This is a genomic window from Clostridium sp. D5 (genome assembly GCF_000190355.1).
GTDB lineage: Bacteria > Bacillota > Clostridia > Lachnospirales > Lachnospiraceae > Faecalicatena > Faecalicatena fissicatena_A.
In genome coordinates, this window is sequence record NZ_GL870819.1 from 108,032 (window position 1) to 129,340 (window position 21,309).

General features: G+C 45.7%; 19 protein-coding genes. 12 read left to right on the forward strand and 7 right to left on the reverse strand.

Annotation, left to right across the window (positions count from 1 at the left end; all coding sequences use genetic code 11):
* Positions 1-357: 357 nt before the first annotated feature.
* From HMPREF0240_RS19815 to HMPREF0240_RS19835, 5 genes are read right to left on the reverse strand one after another with little or no spacing between them, the layout of a single operon-like run.
* A complete protein-coding gene (locus HMPREF0240_RS19815) occupies positions 358-1,494 on the reverse strand; it encodes a Gfo/Idh/MocA family oxidoreductase (RefSeq protein WP_009005187.1) in 1,137 nt (378 codons plus the stop codon).
* Positions 1,495-1,547: 53 nt separating this feature from the next.
* The gene (locus tag HMPREF0240_RS19820; RefSeq protein ID WP_035314295.1) at positions 1,548-3,014 is read right to left on the reverse strand and encodes a rhamnulokinase family protein; all 1,467 of its coding nucleotides are present in this window, start codon (positions 3,012-3,014) and stop codon (positions 1,548-1,550) included.
* Between the two features lie 12 nt (positions 3,015-3,026).
* Positions 3,027-3,812: a DeoR/GlpR family DNA-binding transcription regulator gene (locus HMPREF0240_RS19825; protein ID WP_009005189.1), complete on the reverse strand. Its 786-nt coding sequence runs from the start codon at positions 3,810-3,812 to the stop codon at positions 3,027-3,029.
* Positions 3,813-3,826: 14 nt separating this feature from the next.
* Entirely contained in the window at positions 3,827-4,432 is a 606-nt protein-coding gene (locus HMPREF0240_RS19830) for a class II aldolase/adducin family protein (protein WP_009005190.1), read from the reverse strand.
* 21 nt (positions 4,433-4,453) lie between these two features.
* Positions 4,454-5,386, reverse strand: a complete 933-nt coding sequence (locus HMPREF0240_RS19835) for a 1-phosphofructokinase family hexose kinase (RefSeq protein ID WP_009005191.1) — start codon at positions 5,384-5,386, stop codon at positions 4,454-4,456.
* Positions 5,387-5,634: 248 nt separating this feature from the next.
* Here HMPREF0240_RS19835 and HMPREF0240_RS19840 point away from each other — a divergent pair, with 248 nt between their 5' ends.
* The 4 genes from HMPREF0240_RS19840 (at position 5,635) to HMPREF0240_RS19855 (ending at position 10,570) form a co-directional block, all read left to right on the forward strand.
* On the forward strand, positions 5,635-6,876 hold the full coding sequence (locus HMPREF0240_RS19840) for a 2,4-dienoyl-CoA reductase (protein WP_035314297.1): 1,242 nt from the start codon (positions 5,635-5,637) through the stop codon (positions 6,874-6,876).
* 15 nt (positions 6,877-6,891) lie between these two features.
* Positions 6,892-7,929: a substrate-binding domain-containing protein gene (locus HMPREF0240_RS19845; RefSeq protein ID WP_035314299.1), complete on the forward strand. Its 1,038-nt coding sequence runs from the start codon at positions 6,892-6,894 to the stop codon at positions 7,927-7,929.
* Positions 7,930-8,085: 156 nt separating this feature from the next.
* Complete coding sequence (locus HMPREF0240_RS19850) at positions 8,086-9,591, forward strand: sugar ABC transporter ATP-binding protein (RefSeq protein ID WP_035314301.1); 1,506 nt, start codon at positions 8,086-8,088, stop codon at positions 9,589-9,591.
* A gap of 4 nt (positions 9,592-9,595) precedes the next feature.
* Positions 9,596-10,570 (forward strand): ABC transporter permease, encoded by a 975-nt coding sequence (locus HMPREF0240_RS19855; RefSeq protein WP_035314303.1) that lies wholly within the window; start codon positions 9,596-9,598, stop codon positions 10,568-10,570.
* A gap of 40 nt (positions 10,571-10,610) precedes the next feature.
* Here HMPREF0240_RS19855 and HMPREF0240_RS19860 read toward each other — a convergent pair whose 3' ends face one another.
* The gene (locus HMPREF0240_RS19860; protein ID WP_009005194.1) at positions 10,611-11,402 is read right to left on the reverse strand and encodes a DeoR/GlpR family DNA-binding transcription regulator; all 792 of its coding nucleotides are present in this window, start codon (positions 11,400-11,402) and stop codon (positions 10,611-10,613) included.
* A gap of 95 nt (positions 11,403-11,497) precedes the next feature.
* On the opposite strand from HMPREF0240_RS19860, the gene HMPREF0240_RS19865 reads away from it, so the two are divergent.
* The 6 genes from HMPREF0240_RS19865 (at position 11,498) to HMPREF0240_RS19890 (ending at position 17,408) form a co-directional block, all read left to right on the forward strand.
* The gene (locus HMPREF0240_RS19865; protein ID WP_009005195.1) at positions 11,498-12,475 is read left to right on the forward strand and encodes a sugar phosphate isomerase/epimerase; all 978 of its coding nucleotides are present in this window, start codon (positions 11,498-11,500) and stop codon (positions 12,473-12,475) included.
* Between the two features lie 123 nt (positions 12,476-12,598).
* Positions 12,599-13,585 (forward strand): sugar phosphate isomerase/epimerase, encoded by a 987-nt coding sequence (locus HMPREF0240_RS19870; protein WP_009005196.1) that lies wholly within the window; start codon positions 12,599-12,601, stop codon positions 13,583-13,585.
* A 221-nt stretch (positions 13,586-13,806) separates the two neighbouring features.
* Positions 13,807-14,799 (forward strand): radical SAM protein, encoded by a 993-nt coding sequence (locus HMPREF0240_RS19875; RefSeq protein WP_035314305.1) that lies wholly within the window; start codon positions 13,807-13,809, stop codon positions 14,797-14,799.
* Between the two features lie 35 nt (positions 14,800-14,834).
* Entirely contained in the window at positions 14,835-15,848 is a 1,014-nt protein-coding gene (locus HMPREF0240_RS19880; RefSeq protein ID WP_083806409.1) for an NrtA/SsuA/CpmA family ABC transporter substrate-binding protein, read from the forward strand.
* A complete protein-coding gene (locus HMPREF0240_RS19885) occupies positions 15,845-16,651 on the forward strand; it encodes an ABC transporter permease (protein WP_009005199.1) in 807 nt (268 codons plus the stop codon). Before HMPREF0240_RS19880 ends, HMPREF0240_RS19885 begins: the two co-directional genes overlap by 4 nt.
* Entirely contained in the window at positions 16,644-17,408 is a 765-nt protein-coding gene (locus tag HMPREF0240_RS19890) for an ABC transporter ATP-binding protein (RefSeq protein ID WP_035314307.1), read from the forward strand. Before HMPREF0240_RS19885 ends, HMPREF0240_RS19890 begins: the two co-directional genes overlap by 8 nt.
* A 49-nt stretch (positions 17,409-17,457) precedes the next feature.
* On the opposite strand, the gene HMPREF0240_RS19895 is transcribed toward HMPREF0240_RS19890, so the two are convergent.
* Positions 17,458-18,258 (reverse strand): DeoR/GlpR family DNA-binding transcription regulator, encoded by an 801-nt coding sequence (locus HMPREF0240_RS19895; protein ID WP_009005201.1) that lies wholly within the window; start codon positions 18,256-18,258, stop codon positions 17,458-17,460.
* A 380-nt stretch (positions 18,259-18,638) separates the two neighbouring features.
* Between HMPREF0240_RS19895 and HMPREF0240_RS19900 the strand changes: the two genes are divergently transcribed.
* Both HMPREF0240_RS19900 and HMPREF0240_RS19905 read left to right on the forward strand, forming a co-directional pair.
* Positions 18,639-20,144, forward strand: coding sequence for an FGGY family carbohydrate kinase (locus tag HMPREF0240_RS19900; protein ID WP_035314309.1), 1,506 nt, complete (start codon positions 18,639-18,641; stop codon positions 20,142-20,144).
* Positions 20,145-20,166: 22 nt separating this feature from the next.
* Positions 20,167-21,288 (forward strand): uroporphyrinogen decarboxylase family protein, encoded by a 1,122-nt coding sequence (locus HMPREF0240_RS19905; RefSeq protein WP_009005203.1) that lies wholly within the window; start codon positions 20,167-20,169, stop codon positions 21,286-21,288.
* The last annotated feature ends 21 nt before the right edge of the window (positions 21,289-21,309 follow it).

Here is a 21,309-nt window from a genome sequence, read left to right on the forward strand (position 1 = left end):
GGACGGACTGTGAAAAACACCTGTCCTGTTGGAAATACAGGCCGCTGCGCCAAGCAGCAGTAAGAGGAAATCCGCAAAATCAGTCTGAACCGAACGCATTCACCGTTTAATCTGATGATTAAACGCCTCAGGCGTTCTAAAAAGCTGCTTCGGAAGCAGCTTTTTTCAGGCTGATTTTGCGGATTTCCTCTAACTGCTGCTAGGGCTCGCTTAATGCATTTCCAACAGGACAGGTGTTTTTCACAGTCCGTCCCGGCTCCCGGTAAGCTGGTTCATCCGGTCGGTAGGAACTCGTTCCCAGGTTGGGATCCCTGTCATTGAGCGTCCCCGTCCGTCAACGAGACTGAAAGCTCGTAACTATATCCCGACCCAGCCTTGTTTTTGATTGCTTTCAAAGATCTTCTGGCATAATATCATTTCATGCAGGCCGTCTTCGAAGGTGGCATGCTCATAGGAACCGGAAGGATCGGCGATGTGGCTGTAAATACTGCGGAAGCTTTGTTTGAATGCGTCCGGAAAACCTTCGGCATGCCCGAATGGATAGGCAATCAGCGGCCTGGTCTCGGGATGTACGGTTGCGATTCCCTTTTCAATGGTTTCGTTGTAACTGTCGCGGTTGCCGATGGTGAGCTGATTGCAGCTCATACTGTGCCATTCGGCAGATTTTTTGTAGCCTCCGATCTGCAGATTGATATCTACCGATTTTCCGGCGATTACCTGTGAGAAGAAAGCGCTTCCTATTGCGCCATTGCTGAATTTGAAAAGCACATTTGCGTTATCTTCGGTATCGATATCAACCGGCTCGTAGTCCTTCTCGCTAAAGATTTCTTTTGAGAATGCCAGTACAGTCTTTTTCGGCTTCTTTCTTTTTGCGTGGATGGTTGAGAAATCGGCATTGACGGCTACAATCTTCTGGCCTGTCACGTATTCCGCCAGATCCATCCAGTGGGAACCAATGTCGGCTACTGCACGGGTATTCCCGGATTCTTTTGAGCTTAATCTCCAGCTGTAATCGGTATCAAATAGGAGCCAGTCTTGTGTGTAATTGCCTGTTATTGAAAAAATGCTGCCAAGCTCTCCATCCTGTATGATGTTTTTTAAATGATTGTTCATTGGATAGAAACGATTGTGGAAGTTGATCCCGCCTACCAGCCCTTTTTCGGCGGCCTTTGCCACGAGCGCTTTTGCTTCTTCGATAGTCGTGCACATTGGTTTCTCGCAGATGACGTTGATGCCGTGATCCATGGCGTACATTGCGATTTCGTAATGTGTGTTGTTCGGGGTGCAGATGTGGACTGTGTCCAGATCCATGGTATCGATCATCTCTTTATAGTCAGAAAAGAAAAACGGAACATTTAACTTCTCCGCGGTTTCTTTCGCATTGCATTTATCAGTTAATGCCACGACATCTACGTTTCCCAGTCTTCGAAGTGTTTCGATATGTACAGCACCTATAAAGCCGGTACCGATAATCCCTGCTCTGTAAATTTTCATAATAAAAGCCCTTCTTTCTTATAATAAAAAACTACCTTACAATAAAAAAATACCTATAATAAAAAACTATTTTTGAATGCCTGGTACTGTTTTTCCCATTCCTGTGCGTCGATTGGTGAATAGTTCTTAACAGCAAACGAATCGCTGATGAGTTTTCTTCCCTGCGCAATAGTATCTATTTTTTTGTGAGCCATTAATTGAACGATTATATTTCCAAGGGCTGTCGCCTCCGCTGGACCGGAAATAACGGGTAAATTCATTACGTTTGCCGTAAACTGGCACATGAGGCTGCTTTGCGAACCGCCGCCAATCATGTTTACGGTTTCGAACTTAATACCGGTTAAGCCGGCTATTTTTTCGATGTTCCAGCGGTATTTCATTGCCAGACTTTCATTTACGCAGCGGACCAGTTCACCGAGCGCAGAAGGGGCGCTTCCATAGCGGCGCAAACAATACTGCTGTATCCTTTCTGTCATTTGCCCGGGTGAATAGAATATTTCGTCATCCACATCGATGAGATAGGCGAAAGGAGATGCCGAAAGAGCGGCGGTCTCCATCTCGGTATAGGAGTAGTCAATACCCTGCAGTCTGTATTCTGCCCTGATTTCCTGCAGCAGCCAGGTTCCCATCACATTTTTCAATATCCGGTGATGACCTTTGATACTGCCTTCATTTGCGATATTATATTTGTAACCATAGTCATCGATTCTGGGAGCGCTGGTCTCGGCACCTACGATTGACCATGTCCCGCAGCTGATAATGGCGGAGCCGGGCAGGCCTGATGAGGCGAGGAATGCGGAGGCGGTATCATGTTCACAAACAGTCGCAACCGGAAAGCCGGTTGTCGCAAGTTCCTGGTTAAATGTTCCGGCTGTTTTTCCCAGTAAACTGCCGGGAAATGCAATGGGAGCAAATATGTCCTGTGGAATTGAGAACTTTTTTAAGATTTCCTGATTCCAGTCGTTTGCGGAAAAGTCGAACATTTGACTGACAGATGCGATTGTATATTCCGTTTTTCTGATCCCGGTCATGCAGTACAGCAGCAGATCGGGCAGAAATAAAAGTGTGTTATCCTGGAAAAGAGGTGTCTGATTCTGCAAAACCATTGTTCCGAGCTGCATCAGGCAGTTGAACGGGGCATTTTGGTTTCCGGTTGCCTGATATAATTCTTTTTCCGGCATAATCCGATAAAGCTCTTCCAGATGCCTGGTTGTCCGTTCATCCCTGTAACTGTGCATTTGTGTTACTAAACTTCCCTCCGGGGAAACCAGCGCAAAATCATTGCAAAAAGAATCAATTCCAAAGGAGTCGATCTGATCGCCGGTCTCTTCAACTGCTTTCTTTAATCCTTTGCATAATTCCTGATATATCTTTATTACATCCCAGTATAATCCATTGTTTACTGAAACAGCGGCATGTTCAAAACGATGAAGTGTGTGAAGGGAGATGCTGCTTCCGGTAAATTTACCCAGGAACATTTTCCCTCCGCTGCCGCCTATATCAAAAGCTATTATATTCATAGGCAACCTCCATTATGGTGCAATGTGTATTTTGGCGGATTCGGAATCGCTTAAGCCCAGATAATCGTAATCGGCATCCTGTGTGGTGACTAAATAATCAATATTGGAATACTCACATAGGAAAATCTGACCGATTGGCTGGAATTTTTTTTCATCGGCTAATAGAAACACTTCTTTGGATGCTTCTATCAGAAACCGTTTAATATCGATTTCCTGCACTCCGGAGTCCGTAATACGGGATTTGGAGGCGATTCCGGTGCACGAGATAAAGGCCTTGTTCGGGTAATATTGTTTTGCGTTTTTCATGGTTATATTTCCGTAAAAAGATAAATTGGAATTTTTTAATATACCGCCTAAACAGACCACCGTATGATTCGGGTTCACTACCTTTGCGCATTCCGCTAAAAAGGAAATAGAATTTGTAATAATAGTAACCTGCATCTCAGGGGGGAGATTCTTATATAAGTAGACGCAGGTTGTACTGTTGTCTACGAATATGGTGTCTCCGTCATTGATAAATTTTGCCGCATACCTGCATATCGTCTCTTTGGCGGATGTGTTCTGCACGGTCCGGATACTGACAGGCGTCTCGGAAGCTGAAGCCGGGACCTGCTCCTGCCTGCTTAAAACAGCTCCGCCATGGGTACGCAGCAGCAGCCCGTTTTCACTTAAAATGTTTAAATCTCTTCGAATCGTTTCTTTAGAAACATGAAAAGTATCTGCAAGTTTTTTTACATCAATCCGTCCGGTTGATTGAAGAGTATTGATTATCCGTTCATGCCGCTCTTCTATATACATAAGAATACCTGCTTTTAAATTAAGGACTTTGTGATTGTGCAGAAAGCATCACATTCGATTCTTTCTAACATACTATACGCGAGATAAACACTTGGACCGGACACGACCACCCCGTGTTTGGGCATAATCATTCCAATTGGTTTTTTCTCGGCAGTTTCTCTGTGGTCTTCAAAATACTGATATACATTGCGTGAAAGCTCTTCGGAATATGCTTTGGTCCATTCGATACAGCCAACCTCGCCGCGCCCCATGGTAGCCTCTGTAACATTGGGGATGGGTTTTGACTCTGCTACAAATGGCATACAATAGAATGGATGTGCATGAATCGTACACTCGATCTCTTTAAAATTGCTTAAGATAAGCACATGCATTAAGCCCTCTCTGGAGAGTTTTCCTGTTCCCTCTAAGATGTTCTGATCGTAGTCGATTAATAAAAAGTCTTCCGGTTCCATTTCGCAGTGGTTTCTTTCGGACATAAGGGATGGAGAGATCAGGATTCTGTTTTCATCCACCCGGACTGCAAAATTTCCACCGGCTGCGTTGGTAAGCCTTTTGTCCCACATCATTTTTGCGACCTTACACATTTCCTTACGCATTTCGTAATAAGATAAGTTTGACATTTTTATTCCTTCTTTCTATAATTAATTCATTTTTGTGACTTTTACCTGTGCGGCTAATTCCTCTGACCTTTTCATATCAAAGCCGACGGAAAATCTGGATTCTGCGGTTGCGGCGGAGACGGCAGTGGCAAAGGTCAGCGTCTCTTCGATAGAATATTTCTTTTCAATGCCGTAAATCATGCCTGAAAGGAAGCAGTCGCCGCAGCCGATAGTATTGCAGACGGAAACCTCTGGCGGGATAACCCGATAGATGGTGTCGTTATATTTGACAATGGATCCGTCACCGCCAAGGGAAACCGCGATGATTGGGATGTGGTAACTGGATAATGATTCAATAGCTGAAACGATATCCTCTTCTGTCTGCAGATCCCGCCTGCATAATTGAGAAAGCTCATCCTGGTTGGGTTTGATTAAAAAAGGCGATGCGTCCAGGCATTTTTCCAGGGTCGGGCCGCTTGCATCCAGGAATATCCGGATTCTTTTTTTCTTCAGTTTCTGAAGCATATAATTGTAGACGCAGGGATCGTAACAATTGCTGGTGTCACCCGACAAAATAAGAGAGTCTCCGGGTTCCAGTTCTTCTATAAGACAAGCAGTGATTTCGTCGATGATATTCTTATCGAGTAAAACACCGGGAGAAGCCAGGGTGGAACAATCGCCATTTTCTTCGATGATAATATAGTTGGTGCGGCTGTTTTTTTCGCTTTTCTGTAAAAAATGTACTTCAATACCGTACTGTTCGAGCATCTGTATGATTCTGGCGCCTGTATCGCCATATGCAACTCCGTATGCTTTGTTTTTGATCCCCATATTGTACAGATTCATTGAGACATGGGTTCCTTTTCCGCCCATAGAAGCATCATCACTATGTAAGCGATTGGTGATGTTCTTTTTAAATTCGGGCAAAAACAGAAGTTTGTCAATGGCTGGATTAAGAGTAAGTGTATTAATCATGTTTTCTCCTTTCTACATACTAAAAAACAAGCATGCTGGGTTTTGTTTATGACTGAATGTTAACACTAAACGGGCACAAACGCAAGTTATAGTTTCAAATATGTGGAATACACACAAAAACAGAAGTTGATATTTGTGAATAACAGACAAAAAGAAATAAAAACGTGCAAATTTGTTGTAAAAATAGGACAAGTGTGTTAGTATTCGGTTATAAACAAAAACAAGAGGCCAAAGGAGGAGCAATTATAATGTCTTACAAAGAAACATTATTACAGCCAATTAAAATTGGAAACAGAGTTGCGCAGAACCGTTTTTTTATTCAGGCAATGGAGTGCAACAAAGAAGATGAAACAGGAAACCCTTCAGAAGAGACTATCCAGAGATACTGTGATCTTGCAAAAGGAGGTGCAGGGTTAATTTCATTAGAAGCAATCACGGTCACGAGGGAATGCAGGGCGAGAGATAATCAATTGACGATTATGCCGGACAATGAAAAACCGCTGACCGAATTTGTCAGAAGAGTACATGAGGCTAATCCGGAGACATTGTTTATCTTTCAGCTGACCCATTCCGGAGAGATCTCTAATCCGGAGTTCTCCAGAAGGGTAACTCCCAATCCATTGCCGGGATACGGCGGGGATCTGCTTACAGAAGAAGATGTAGAAAGAATTATGGATTCTTTTGTAACGGCAGCGGAGATTGCCTACAGAGCAGGGGCTGATGGAATTGATATGAAGCTGTCCCACGGATATCTCGGATGTCAGATGATCCGCCCACATAACAGCAGGGACTGGAAATACGGAGGAAGCTGGGAAAACAGAAGCCGCTTTGCTTTTGAGTTAATCGAAAGAATCAGAAAAGCAGTTCCGGACCCGAATTTCCTGGTTGGATCCAAGATTTCTGCATGGGAAGGATTCCCGGGCGGGTTTGGTACAGAGGGACCTGATTCACCGATAATGGATCTTACAGAACCGATTCAGCTGATTCAGGGCCTGGAGGCCAGAGGGGCAAACTTCATCATCCAGTCTGCAGGAAGCCCGTCCATTACAGTTGGCTTAACACAGGTTGACAAACATGTTCCATATTATGCTTACCTGCATCAGTATTGGGCAAAAGAGTTCAGAAAAGCACTGAAACCGGAAACCGTAGTCATTGGTTCTAACTTCTCTCCATTCAGAAGCGGAAAGAATGATCTGTGTGCAACCACACCGGAGGAGAGCAATCTCTTAAACTACGGCGCATGGTGCATTGAGAACGGAGTGACAGATATGGTGGGACTTGGACGCCAGTCATTTGCAGATCCGTTCCTTCCTAAGAAACTGGCAGAAGGAAAAGAAGATGAGATTAAATACTGTCTGTTATGTGACAGCTGCCTGGAATTACTGATCCAGCAGAGCAAGGTTGGCTGTTGTATATATGATAAAACAGCGCATGAAGAACTTGTCAGAACAAGAAAAGAAAAAGGAAATCTTAGAGTTTCACATACATAAAAGGAGGTAGTGGAAATGAAAAAGAAAATCATATCAGCGTTATTAATCGCAGCGATGGCAGTTACAATGTGTATCGGGTGCGGCAGTGGAAAATCAGATGCTTCAGGAACTGACACGAAGAAGGAAGACAGCGCAGACAAAGCGGATGCGAAGGAAACAGACAGTAAAGGAACAGTGAATACGGAAGACGGGCTGATCGGAATTGCTCTTCCTGCAGCGGATCACGGATGGATGGCAGGCTGTATCTACTCTGCCCAGGAAGAAGTAAAGGAGCTGGGTCTGGAGGAAGGTTCCGGATATAAAATTATGACATCTGACAGCGTAAACGGACAGGCAAATGATATTGAAGAATTAATTTCTCTGGGATGTACTTCCATTGTACTTCTGCCGCATAACGACGAAGTGTCTGTTGCAGCACAGAAAATTGTGGATGCAGGCATTAACTTAATCGTATTTGACAGAAAAGTAACCGGTGATTACACGGCATATCTGGCAGGGGACAATGCGGGTATCGGCCGTGAAGGCGCAAAATACTTAGGTGATGTTCTGGAGGGTAAAGGTACGATCGCGGTGATGTCAGCACCAAGTGTCGGCTCTGTAAGCGTGGAGAGAACAGAAGCATTTACAAGTGAAATGGAAAAGAGCTACCCGGACATCAAGCTGATCCAGGTAACGGCAGATGGATTCACACAGGAAGCAGGACTTAAAATGGCTACAGATATGCTGGTTGCAAACCCGGAGATTGATGCGGTATTCTCAATTGATGATGAGCCTTCACTTGGTATTTTGAAAGCCGTTCAGGAAGCTGGGAGATCAGATATCAAATACATCTCCGGAGGCGGCGGTGCGCAGTCATGGTATCAGAAAATCCAGACAGAAGATGCGATTAACTGCTTCACAGAAACATACAGCCCGACCATGATTGCGGATGCAATTGCACTTGCGCAGAAGATCCAGCAGGGCGAGGAATTTGAGAAAGATACAATACTTGAGCCGGAAACAGTAGATTCATCAAATGTTGCTGATTATATAAATGCGGATTCACCATATTAAAAAGCAGTAAGGCTCGAAAAAACCTTGCCAACTACTTTTTATGCATCGCACGTAAGTGACCAAAATACGGTCACTAAGTGCTCATAGCTATAAAATAATATCATAAAACGCCTGAGAGTAAGCTGCTCAGGCGTTTTTAGAACAGAGGTGATTAGAATGAGTGATTACGTTGTACAGATGAAGGGGATTGAAAAATCATACGGAAAAAATGAAGTACTCCATGGCGTGGATTTCCTGCTCGAAAAGGGAAGTATTCATGCACTTCTGGGCGAGAATGGTACAGGTAAAACGACCCTGATGAATATCCTCACAGGAATTATTCCCGGAAACAAAGGAGAGATTGCTGTAGAAGGAAGAATCATGCACGTAAATGGGTCTGCCGTGGAACAAAGTTCTGAGATTGCATTTATTCATCAGGAACTGGCACTGATAAATGACCTGAATGTTTTTGAAAATCTTTTTCTGGGGTGTGAAATAAAGAAGAGCGGGAAACTGGCAAAAAAGCCGATGTATGAAAAGGCAAAAGAGATTCTGGATATGATGGATATTAATCTGGATCCAAAGACCATGGTATCTGATCTGAATGCTTCCTATAAACAGGTCATCGAAATTGCAAGAGCTCTGATGAAAAAAGCAAAGGTGATTGTTATGGATGAACCGACCACGGCACTCACAAATGTAGAAATTGAGCATGTTTTTAAAATCATGAATAACCTGAGAGAACAGGGCGTCAGTATTATTTTTATTTCTCATAAATTGAATGAAGTAGTAGAAATCTGCGACAGCTATACGATTATGCGGGACGGATGCGTAGTGCAGGCCGGTAAAGTTGATGGGAATATTACAGAGGAAGATCTTGCGCGGTATATGGTGGGGAAAGACCTTAACTATGATGAATTGTATAAGGCCAGAACGATCGGCGAAGAGATATTGAGAACGGAAAATCTGTCACGTGATCGTGAATTTAAAGATATTAATATTTCAGTTGGAAAAGGCGAGATAGTTGGTATAACCGGGCTGCTTGGAGATGGCCGCTTTGAACTTATGAGCACGGTTTACGGGTGCAATAAGGACTATAACGGAAAGATTTATTTACATAATATGGAATGTAAAATGAATCATGTCCAGAAGGCTAAAAAAGCAAAAGTAGCATATCTGCCCAGGAACAGGAAGGAAAATGGGATCATAAAAGACTTGAGTGTCGGTGAAAATGCTACCATTTCTATTATTGATAAAATCAGGAAGGGCCTTTTTATCAGTCATAAAGAAGACAGAAAGCTGGTCGCAAATTATGTGCAGCAGTTAAATATTAAAGTAAAAGATACAGATGACCTGATCACGAGCCTTTCCGGAGGGAATCAGCAGAAAGTAATGCTGGCGCGGGCTCTCAGTTCAAATCCGGAACTGGTTATTTTAGATAACCCGACGCAGGGAGTTGATATCGGGGCGAAACTGGAGATTTACAGTATTATTATGAAGCTGGCAGAACAGGGAGTCAGTTTTGTTGTCCTTTCCAGTGAAGCGCATGAAGTATTAATGCTTTGTGACCGGATATACGTTATGTTCCATGGAGAGATGCGAAAAGAGTTTTCTCGTGAAGAGGCCAATGAAGAGGACATTATGATAGCCGCTACCGGCGGTACAATACAGGAAATGAGGTGAAAATATGAAGGCAAAAGTGAAAGACAGAGATTGGAAAAAATGGGCAGGAGACAACAGCGCATTGCTTGCATTTGCCGCATTATTTGTGCTGGCGGTGATTCTTCAGGGGAGAATGTTTTTATCGTTTAATAATATTATAAATATATTAAGAAACAATGCAGTGATTGGAATAATTGCATTGGGAATGACGCTGGTCATAATAACCGGCGGGATTGATCTTTCCGTAGGTTCACAGCTGGCATTTACCGGTGTCATAATTATACAGGTATTTAATCAGACCCAGAGCATTGTGTTAACTCTGGCAGCAGGCGTTGTAATGGCACTCATTTTGGGAAGTGTTACGGGGCTGCTGGTTGCAAAATTCAGAATTCCTGCGTTTATTACCACGTTGGGAAGTATGAGCATCTATCGTTCCGTGGCGCAGTACTGGCTGAATGGCGGCGGTTTAACGGCAGCGGGGGATAAACTGGATTCGTATCTTTCTATTTCCAATTCAAAGCTGTTTGGTGTGATTCCAATGCCAATCGTTGTATGGATTGTGTGCGCGGTTATTGTTTATTTGTTTGCACAGCATACAGCAACAGGCAGACACATTTATGCAGTGGGAAGTAATCAAAAGGCAGCGGAGCTGGCAACCGTGCGTGTGGTCAAAGTAAAATGTTTTGCATACTCGATTTTATCATTATTGGTAGTGATTGCGGCGATTGTGGAAACATCCAGACTGGGAAGCGTGAATTCAGCGTCCTCGGGATCGAGCTATGAAATGGATGCCATCGCAGCAGCCGTTATTGGCGGTACAAGCATGGCCGGAGGAAAGGGAAAGATTGGATTTACCGTTCTGGGAACACTTACCCTTGGGATTATCAACAATATGATGAATCTGATGGGCGTAAATTCATTTCTTGTCGATGCAATTAAGGGTGCGATTATTATTGTAGCTGTACTTTTACAGATGGTTTTAAACGGTTCCGAAAAGTAATATTGTTTGTAACAGTTCAGGCTTGTCTGAACTGTTACCACTATTCAGCAAAGATGATATCGGTATGCGAGCGGTCGATGAAGTTGTGACTGTAAGAATCCACAATAGGGTCTGTAATAATGTGGTGGATATTTTCGATATTGGAAAGGAAAATCTGTCCGTTTTTGTTAAACTTCGTATGGTCGGATAAAAGGAAGACTTCCTTTGCCCTGTGAATCATTTCTTTTTTGATATCCACCTCATTGATGCTGGAATCGGTAATCTGCCTCTCTTCGGATATGCCGGTGCAGGACAAAAAAGCCTTGTTCGGATAGTAATCATGAGAGTTATGAAGCGCAATATTCCCGTATGTGGATAAATTGTTTGTATTCAATATCCCGCCAAGGCAAACAAAGGTGAGATTTGGATTATTCAGTTGTGAGGACTCGATCAGAAACGAGATGGAATTTGTAATAAAAGTAACCTGGATATTTTCCGGTACATATTGGGCCAGATATACTGTGGTTGAGCTGTTGTCTATGTATACATTATCCCCCTCTTTAATATAAGAAGCCGCCTTTTTGCACAGAGAATGTTTTAAATCATTATTAAAAGTGCCGCGGACGTCCACGGGGAGTTCCGGTGAAGAAGGAGATGGCGCTGTAAATGCTGTGGTTAATGGGACAGCACCGCCATGGGTCCTTGTTAATAATCCTTCACTTTCCATTTGACGCAGATCACGCCGGATTGTTTCTTTTGAAACATTAAAAGTAATAGCCAGAGAGTCCACGCTGACACTATGTTCATCCTGGAGTAATTTGAGAATTTTACTTTTGCGTTCAATATAATACATACTAATTATCTGCCTTTCTGTCCAAGGATTATGAATTGATAATAACAGATTTTTTGAAAATGGGCTATATTTTACTCAATAAAAGGAGGAAAAAAATGAAATTAGGATTTTTTACAGCAAATTTTAGTGAAAAACCACTTGAAGAAGTGGTAAAACTGGTGTCCCGGTATGGGTATGAAACTTTAGAAATACCTGCATATGAAGGAAACGGGCAGTTAGAAACGATCGATGTTATAAAGGGAAATACAGCAAAAAACATTAATAAAATGGTTGCTGGCTACGGCATGAGCATTCAGGCGCTGAGCAATCACGCAGATTCATTTTTAATCATGGGGCCGTCGGGAAAGGAAACTGACTTTATATATAAAGGGTCCGCAGAAGAAAAGATCAGACATGGTACAGAAAGCCTGATCCGGACAGCCCAGGCGGCAAATGCGTTGGAGGTCCCGATTGTTGTGGGTTATCCGGGCGTGGAAAACTGGGGAAGATTCTTCTTCTTTCCATATGGGGAGGGCTGGAGTGAGTACGAAGAGCAGTTTGCAGAGCGTTTCACCCCTGTTTTGGATAAGTTTCAGGAATATGGAGTCAAATTCGCAATTGAAATTCATCCCAACAGTTTTGTCTATGATATTCATACGGCGGAAAGGGCGCTGGAACTGGTAAACGATCACCCTGCACTCGGATATAATCTGGATCCTGCAAATATATTGTATCTGCTGATCGATCCCGCTGTTGCAGTTGACAGATTAAAAGACCGCATTTTTCATGTTCATGCCAAGGATGCCGAATTAGCAAAACAAAATATCGCATTAGGCGGAACCCTGATGCACGGCGATATGTCAGCGCTGGATCATACGTACAGATTCAGAATCCCAGGCTGGGGACAGGTGGAGTGGAAAAGGCTGATTACCGAATTGTCTATGGTAGGATTTGATGGTTCACTCAGTTATGAACATGAAGATGTGACGATGAGCCGCATGGATGGAGTGGAAAAGGTGGCTGAATTTATGAAGCCGCTCATCATTAAAAATCCATATGAAGGAAGACAGGACAAGCTGTTTAACAAGGAATGAAATAATTATCTTATCCGCAAGGGGGTCTGCACAATGGGGTCAGACCCCTTTGAATTAGAAAACAATTCTGACAATGGGACGCAAAGGGGACTGACCCCTTTGAAGTAATGGAGGAAATATGATATGAGTCGACCGATAACAATCGCATCAGGCCAATTTGGAGATCTAACTATAAGAGAATTAGCAGAATTTTGTGAAAATATAGGGTATGAGGGGATTGAACTTGCTACACATGCACATTTTGATGTGAGTCAGGCACTTGCTGATCCCTCTTACATTCCCTGTCTAAAAGAGGTTCTGGAAGAACATCATCTGAAATGTTTTGCTATATCTGCGCATTTGACGGGACAATGCATTGGCGATGAATGGGAGCCCCGTCTGGACAATTTTGTACCGGATCATTATAAAGGCAATCCGGAAAAAATCAGGGAATGGGCAATAGAGGAGATGAAGCGTACGGCAGAAGCGGCAGCACGGATGGGGGTAACTGTTGTAACAGGCTTTACGGGATCTCCTCTGTGGCCGTACTGGTATTCCTATCCGCAGACAACGGAACAGATGATTGAAGAGGGATATCAGAAAATTTACGATCTGTGGACGCCCATTTTTGATGTGTTTGATCAGTATGAAGTCAAGTTTGCGCTGGAAGTACATCCGGCGGAGATTGCTTTTGATTATTACTCAACTGAAGAATTGTTAAAACGTTTTGAGTACAGAAAAACACTGGGCATCAATTTTGATCCGAGTCATCTGGTCTGGCAGGGGATTGACGAGAAACAATTTTTACATGACTTTCGGGATCGGATTTATCATGTCCACATTAAAGATGTTAAGATAAATTTGAATGGGAGAAATGGGATACTGGGGTCATGCCTGCCGTTTGGAGATCTGCGCAGAGGGTGGAACTTTGTATCGGTGGGACATGGAGATGTGGATTTTGACGGTATTATCCGGGAGCTGAATGCAATGGGGTATGAAGGGCCTCTGTCTGTTGAGTGGGAGGACAGCGGAATGGAACGGGAATATGGGGCGGCTGAGTCTTTAAAATATATAAGGAAAATGAACTTTTCACCATCTAAGATTGCATTTGATTCGGCACTGCAGAGATAATCGGGACTTAATAAACAAACTTTATTCTCGGGAGATTAATCTCTTTGTTCCGTATAAAATACAAAATATCCTTGAGAAATTACAAGAAACAATTTCTATGCTGTCTTATGCTATTTACAGGAATTGCGATAGAAGCAGTTACTGATAATGTTTATGGATAGTGCCGAAAAGGTGGGCATGGTCCTGCATGGGCTTATAAATAGGAAGGTGGTTATTAGAAAATGTTGGATTTGGAATTGATAGAGTATGCGGAAAAACGGATTCACAGCGGGGAACTTTTGAGTAGGGCGCAGATTGTGCAGCTCCTCAGTATTGAGCCGGGAAGCGGGGCATGGGAAGCTTTGGGCCGGGCGGGGCACCGGGCAGCTATGGAGCTGTCAGGAGGACGGGCCTATCTTTGGGGAGCGATTGGGGTAGATTTTGCTCCCTGTTCTATGAATTGTGAATTTTGTTCTCTGGGAGAGAAGTGGGCAATTGTTGGGGAGCGTCGGGAGTATGATGCGGAGGAAACCGTCCGTCAGGTGCGGGAATACGCCGATAATGGCGTAAGGTGGATTGTTCTGCGTACTACGGAATTTTATTCTCAGGATCAATTGGGCGAGATGATCCGGCATATACGCACACAGGTGCCGGGGCCCTATGAAATCGGACTTAATATCGGTGAATTTGGGCTGGAGACGGCTAATTGGCTGGCGGAATGCGGGGTTGACTTTATTTATCATTCACTGCGTTTGGGAGAAGGGCGTGCAACCCGTTTCGAACCCCAGACCCGCATTGACACACTGCGGGCGGTTCAGGCATCACCCCTGAAGCTGGTCTTTCTTGTGGAACCTATTGGGGTGGAGCATACGAATGAGGAGATAGCAGACATCTGTCTTTTGGCTGCAGACTGCAAAGCTATTGTCTCGGGTGCTATGGCACGGATTCCCGTGCCGGGAACTCCTTTGGGCGTACATCCTCAGGTCAGCGATGAGCGTATGGCTCAGATTATCGCAGTGACCCGGCTGGCCTGCGGGTCCTGTGTACCCGATATCTGTATTCATCCGGGCACCCAGCTGGCCATGGAGTTCGGGGCAAATGTGACCGTTGTGGAGACGGGGGCCATTCCACGGGATACCTGCTGCTGCTCCGGAGGAAAATGGAACCAGTTTGATACTGTACGTGCCGGGGAACTGTTTGAGGCAGCGGGATATACGGTCCATCAGACGGCGTAAACAGACAAAAGATGTGAAGGAGAGGAACGAGAAAAATGAAAATCGGTAAAAAAGTTATTTCATTGGTTCTGATAGGAGTGCTTTTGGGCGGGCTGTGCACGGGGTGCAGTCAAACTAAAGCACAGCCAAAGGAACAGATTAAAGAACAGACAGCAGAACCATCGAAGGAACCGGTCAAGGCCGTTGTGGGCACCTGGAAGACAGCTCAGACTCTGACCCCATATTTTTATGAGGAGGCTCTGGGGGATGGTGCAGCCATTGAGGTAAAACCGTTCACTAATCCAGGAGACCAGAAGACGGCGCTCCTGGCAGGCAGCCTGGACATGACAGGCACTACCATTCCAACGGCTATCACCGCGGCATCCAAGGGGGAACCGGTCAAGGTGGTGGTGAGCCTGTGTAACAAGTGCTCTGCCCTGGTGGTTGGGGCTGATTCCGACATACAGACTGAAGCAGATCTGAAAGGAAAAACGATTGCCTATGTTCCTGGTACGATGCACCATGTTCTGCTGCTTGATGTGCTGAAGCGGGCGGGGCTGGATCCGGACAAGGACGTCACCCTGGTGCGGATCGACTTTTTTGACATGGGACAGGCACTTTCAGACGGCACTATTGATGCATTCCTGAGCGGGGAACCTTATCCGTCACAGGCGGTACAGGACGGTTACGGCCGTATCCTGAGCTATCCCTACTTTGACGACAGTATCGGAACCATCAACGCCGGAATGATCGTTACAGAGGATACCATCAAAAAGAATCCAGGTCTGGTTCAGAACCTGGTCAATGCCCATATCAAGGCCACTGAGATGATGAACAGCGATGCTGATATGTGGCTGGATAAGGCGGCTTCCTTTGGTACAGATAAGGCTCTGCTGGAGGTATCAGCTGAGAATATCGAGCTGTGCTGGGATATCGACGAGCAGTATATTCAAAACACAAAGAATCTGGCTCAGCAGATGCTGGAGCTGGGAATGATTGATTCTGTTCCGGATATTGATGCCATGTTTGACCTGAGTTTCCTCGAGCAGGCAAAAGAGGATCTGAAATGAAACGTGGACACCGCAGAGGACTCGATCCCGTAGGACTAATCCTTCCGGCTCTGATTCTGATCTTCTGGTTTGCGGCCACTACATGGGGCGGAATGCCTGAGTATAAGCTTCCTTCACCTCAAAAGCTGCTGTATGTGCTGGTGGATTTTGCCACCGGCCAGTTTGAGATCACACCTTATTCGGGAACCCTCTGGGGGCATCTGATTCACAGTCTGAAGCGGGTAGCCAGCGGATTTGGGCTGGCCGCCGTCTGCGGACTGATCCTGGGCTTTTTAAGCGGCGGGATCCCAATTGCGCGGCGGCTGGTGGATCCGCTGATCCACCTTGTACGCACCGTTCCTGGTATCGGCTGGCTGCCGGTTGCGATTGTGTGGTTCGGTATTGGGGAGGGCAATACCTTGTTTTTGATTGCGCTGGCTTCTTTTTTTCCCATCTACATCAATACTGTCCACGGAACATCCCAGGTGCCTGAGGTGACCTTACGTGCCGGGCGGATGTTGGGCGCGAAGGGGTTTGCCCTCTTTCGCACGGTCATTCTGCCTGCGGCATTTCCCGACGTGGCAGTTGGACTGCGTCTGGGGCTGGGAGTTGCATGGGCCTACCTTGTACTGGGCGAAGTCACAGGCGTAACCGAAGGCCTTGGTGCAGTTATGACGGATGGACGAATGCTGGGGCATGTGGATATCGTTCTGGCGACTATGATTGTTATCGCCTGCGCGGGAAAGCTGACGGATGTGCTGTTGATGACGGTTTGCCGTGCAGTCTGCCCGCAGATGCGAAAAGGAGGAAAAAGTAATGGATGACCGAGGGCTGGTCATAGACCGGATCTGTCAGAAATTTCAGAATGAGAACGGAACCTGCACTGAGGCATTGGATAACATTTCCCTGCAAATACGTCAGGGGGAGATCGTCTCTCTGCTGGGACCCAGCGGCAGCGGAAAAAGTTCACTGCTGAACATCATAGCCGGATTTGACGCGCCGGTATCGGGAAATGTTCTGCTGGACAAAGAGCTGATCACGGAACCTTCTGCCCAGCGGTGCGTCGTATTTCAGACTCCGGCCCTCTTCGAGTGGCTGACCGCCCGGGATAATGTGGAATTCGGCCTGAAACGCCGCAGGGTACCTGCTGCAAACAGGCGGAATGAAGCCGGTGAGATGCTGCGTCTGGTAGGACTGGAGGGCTTTGAGGACAACTACCCCCACGAACTGTCCGGTGGAATGCAGCAAAGGGTTGCTCTGGCCCGGGCGTTTGTACTCCATCCGGGTCTCCTGCTGATGGACGAGCCATTCGCAGCCCTGGATGCCCAGCTACGCAGTCAGATGCAGTCTCTGCTCCTGCACCTCTGGGAAAAGAGGCGCCAGACCATCCTGTTCGTAACCCACGACGTAGAAGAAGCGATCAGGATCTCCCACCGCGTAGTCATCCTGGAGCGTCGTCCCGGCCGGATCCGGGAGGAGATCGAAGTTCCCTTTTCTATGGATCAAAGAGAAGACCTGCTGGGCAATCCGAATTTTCAAGAACTAAGAACCCAGATTCAACAGCTAATATTCACACTCTAAACGATGGGAACTAGACCTTTTCACATAGAATGCGTCCCCTTCTCAGTTCCTAAACTGCATGTTCTGTAACAATCCGCACCCCATTAGACTGCAGTGTACTGCGGAATGTCTCTGGTATATCAGGATTTGTGATCAATGTAAACCCTTCCTTCAACTGAAACAACTGTACAAAAGTTTTCTGGCATATCTTACTGGAATCTGCCATTACAACGACATGTTTGGCAGATTCCACGATTGCATGAAATGTACCAGCCTCTATTAAATTATAGGTATAAACATATCCGTTTTCATCTATAGCGGCGGCTCCTATAAAAGCATAGTCGTAAGTGAAACTTCGGATCATCTTCTCTGCCAGATGCCCGACCGCATTGAGGGACGGGAATATCAGCTGTCCTCCGATCATGATGACGGTATAGCTTGGGTTGCTGGCCAGGGCCTGGGAGACATTTACATTATCCGTTACAACCGTAGCGTTGGTCAGCGGAAAACGGATCAGTGATGCCATGCAGTACAGGGTAGAACCGGAGGCCAGGAAAACAGAGTTGCAGGTGCCTGAATCGATAGCTTCTCTCAGCAGTTCTGCACCAAAGCTGCCCAGATCCATCTTCAGGGAGTGGTTCGTGAGAAGTCTTGTGTGGAGCGATTCAGCAGTGTATTGAGAGGTGGGTGCCTGAACCAATGTTGCGCCCCCGTGATGACGTATTAGTTTTTGAGCCTTCTCCAAGGCCTGCAGATCTCTTCGGATTGTCATGTCCGATACCTGGAAGTATTCGCAGAGTTCCGCTACACTGGCGGTCTCATTATGTTTTTGCATATAATCAATAATCAGTTCTTTTCTGTCCTCTTTCATCTCATCTATCCTCGATTCTTATTTGGAGTACTACCTGAGACATTGCTGAATCTGTCTTTGAGCGTCTCTGCCAATGCCCCACAAAGCCGGAGCAAACAATTTCCGGGAGTGCTCATATAAACCCATAGAGTTTATCTAATAACTTTGTTGTTATTATAATAGAAATAAACAAAAATTACAAGCAAAATATTCTCAAAATGTTTGAAACAACGAAAAACGAACATTTTATAATTGAAATAATATAAAAATGCACAAAATAAAAACGAAATGATTGAAAAATATGTTTAAATATACTTGACAAACAAGGAAAATGATGATTTAATGATTATACAAACAAGAAACGAACAGTAAAACAAACAAAATGAAGAGAGCTGAATTATATGAGAGAAAAGTACATATTGAGCATTGATATTGGAACTTCGAGCTGCAAGGTAATTTTGTTCAACAGCAGCGGCAGTATTATTCAAACATGTTCAAAGGAACACCGGACATTTTTTAAAAAGAATGGCGGTGTGGAACAGGATCCGGATGAGTGGTGGACAGGAATCTGCCATGCGGTTAAAGGAGTGATGGAATCCGTATCTGTCAGGGCTGGTGAGATTGAAGTGATCGGTGTAGACAGCCAGAGCAGTTCCATGATCCCCATGGATCGGGCGGGAAATGTTTTATACCCCTCGATGATATGGACGGACAGAAGAGCTTCTGAAGAAAAACGATGGGTGGATGACAACATCGGCCAGGAGACGATCACCAGAATCAATGGAAACCACAATGATGAGTCCAATGTGGCGCTTAAATTGATGTGGCTGAAGAAAAATGAACCGGATATTTACAAAAAGGCAGACGTGATTCTAAATGCGGCCGGATACCTGGTTTACCGGCTGACGGGACAGTTTACCTGCAATATTTCCGAGGGCGGACTGACTCAGATGTTTGACACAAAAAACGGGATATGGTCGGATGAATTGATCCGTGGCTGCGGACTGGACAGAGGGAAACTGCCGGATATCCTGCAGTGCTATGAGACGGCGGGCAGGCTGACAGGGGAAGCGGCATGCGGCCTGGGACTGGCGGAAGGTATACCGGTCACAGCGGGATCCATGGATGCTGTGGCATGTGCTCTGGGATGCGGTGTTGTAGAAAACGGGGATTCCTATATTACAGGGGGGACGGTTACTGCACTGGGAATCTGTTCGGACAGGCCTGTGGGAAATGATTCTGTACATGTTTATCATCATATTGTTCCGGGAACCTGGTGTAATATGGCAGGCGTGGATTTTGGAGGAGGCAACTTCAGATGGTACAGGGATCAGTTCATGCAGGGATATTCTGAAGCAGAGGTCTACGACCGGATGAACAGTCTGGCGGCCGCCGTTCCTGCGGGGGCGGATAAGCTTCTGTTTCTGCCGACACTGGTAGGGCAGAGATGTCCGCAGTGGGACAGCACAACCAGGGGTATGTATCTGGGGATTACACCGGAACACACCCAGGGACATTTTATCCGGGCGCTTATGGAAGGAAATGCCTTTGCGATCCGGGAGATCCTGGAGCTGGAAAAGGAGGCCGGGGCGGTCTGCAGTCAGATTGCAATTGCAGGTGGAATTGCACGAAGCGATCTGTGGATGCGTATTTTCAGCGATGTTTTGGGAATTCCGCTTTACAGGACAGAATGTGAGGAGGCAGCAGCCGTAGGAAATATGTATACTGCGGCATATGGTGTGGGTATGATTTCTTCTTTTAAAGAAGTAAAAGAAAGAATTGCAGCAAAAAAGATCGAACGGGATGAGAGTAACTCCCGTGTTTATGAAAAATTATATCCTGTATATAAGACTCTGTATCCGACAGCCACAAAGCAGTTTCAGATGCTGGCGGATTTGGATGTATAAATTTTTAGAGAGGAAAGGAAAAATGACACCAAGAGAGCGAGTTCAATGTATTTTGGAACACAGAAAACCAGACCGGGTGGCCGTCGATATCGGGTCAACAGCCGCCGGAATTACAAACGATACCTTCCGGAAAGTGAAGGAGTATCTGGGGGTGACGAGTGAGGATATTGTGGCGAGGCCGGATGAAAGCTCCGCGCTATATAACGATGATGTCCTCGAAAAACTGGGAAGTGATTTCCGGCATGTTTTCCTGCTTCCCCCGGACGGGTATGATCCATTTGCCGTGGAGGGCATGATTATAAATGAATTCGGCGTGGAAAAAAAGCTGCTCCAGGGAATGACACAGCTGAGCAGCACGCCGCTGGCCGATGCGGAGATTGAGGATATCGACACGTATCCCTGGCCGGATCCGTATGCGCCGGGCAGGACGCGGGGCCTCAAAGAGCGTGCCAGGCATCTGTATTATGATACGGATTATGCGATTGCTTCAAGAGCAGTTTCCCACGGATTCTTCGAACTGTCATGGGAGCTGCGGGGAATGGAGAATATGCTGGTTGACATGCTGGTTGACAAAGAATTTGCCAATAAGCTTCTGGACAAAACGCTGGAGATACAGATGGGATTGTACGATGTACTGCTGAGCGAATGCGGGGAATATCTTCAGATCGTAGAGACCGCAGATGATTACGGCACACAAAAAGGGCCGATCATGTCGCCGGAACTGTTTGAGGAGATGATACTTCCGAGACGAAAAAAGCTGAATGACTTTATTAAAAGTAAAGCACCTCAGGTAAAGATATTTCATCATACGTGTGGTTCTGTGTACCGTCTGCTGGACGGGCTGATCGAGTCCGGGGTGGACATCCTGAATCCGGTGCAGCCAAGCGCGGATGATATGGATACATACAGGCTGCAGGAAGAGTTCGGGGACAGGCTGATTTTCCACGGAAGTATTGACGAACAGACGGCATTGATATTTTCGGGTGACCGAGTGCAGGATGAGATGAAGACACGTCTGGAATCCCTTGGAAAAGAGGGCGGTTACATCATGGCTCCCACCAGTAACTTCCAGGACGACATGCCTATGGAAAACATTATCAAGTTTGCCGAGTGGGCAAAAGAGCTCGGGCAGTATGACAACTAAATACCTTATATTTTTAATTTT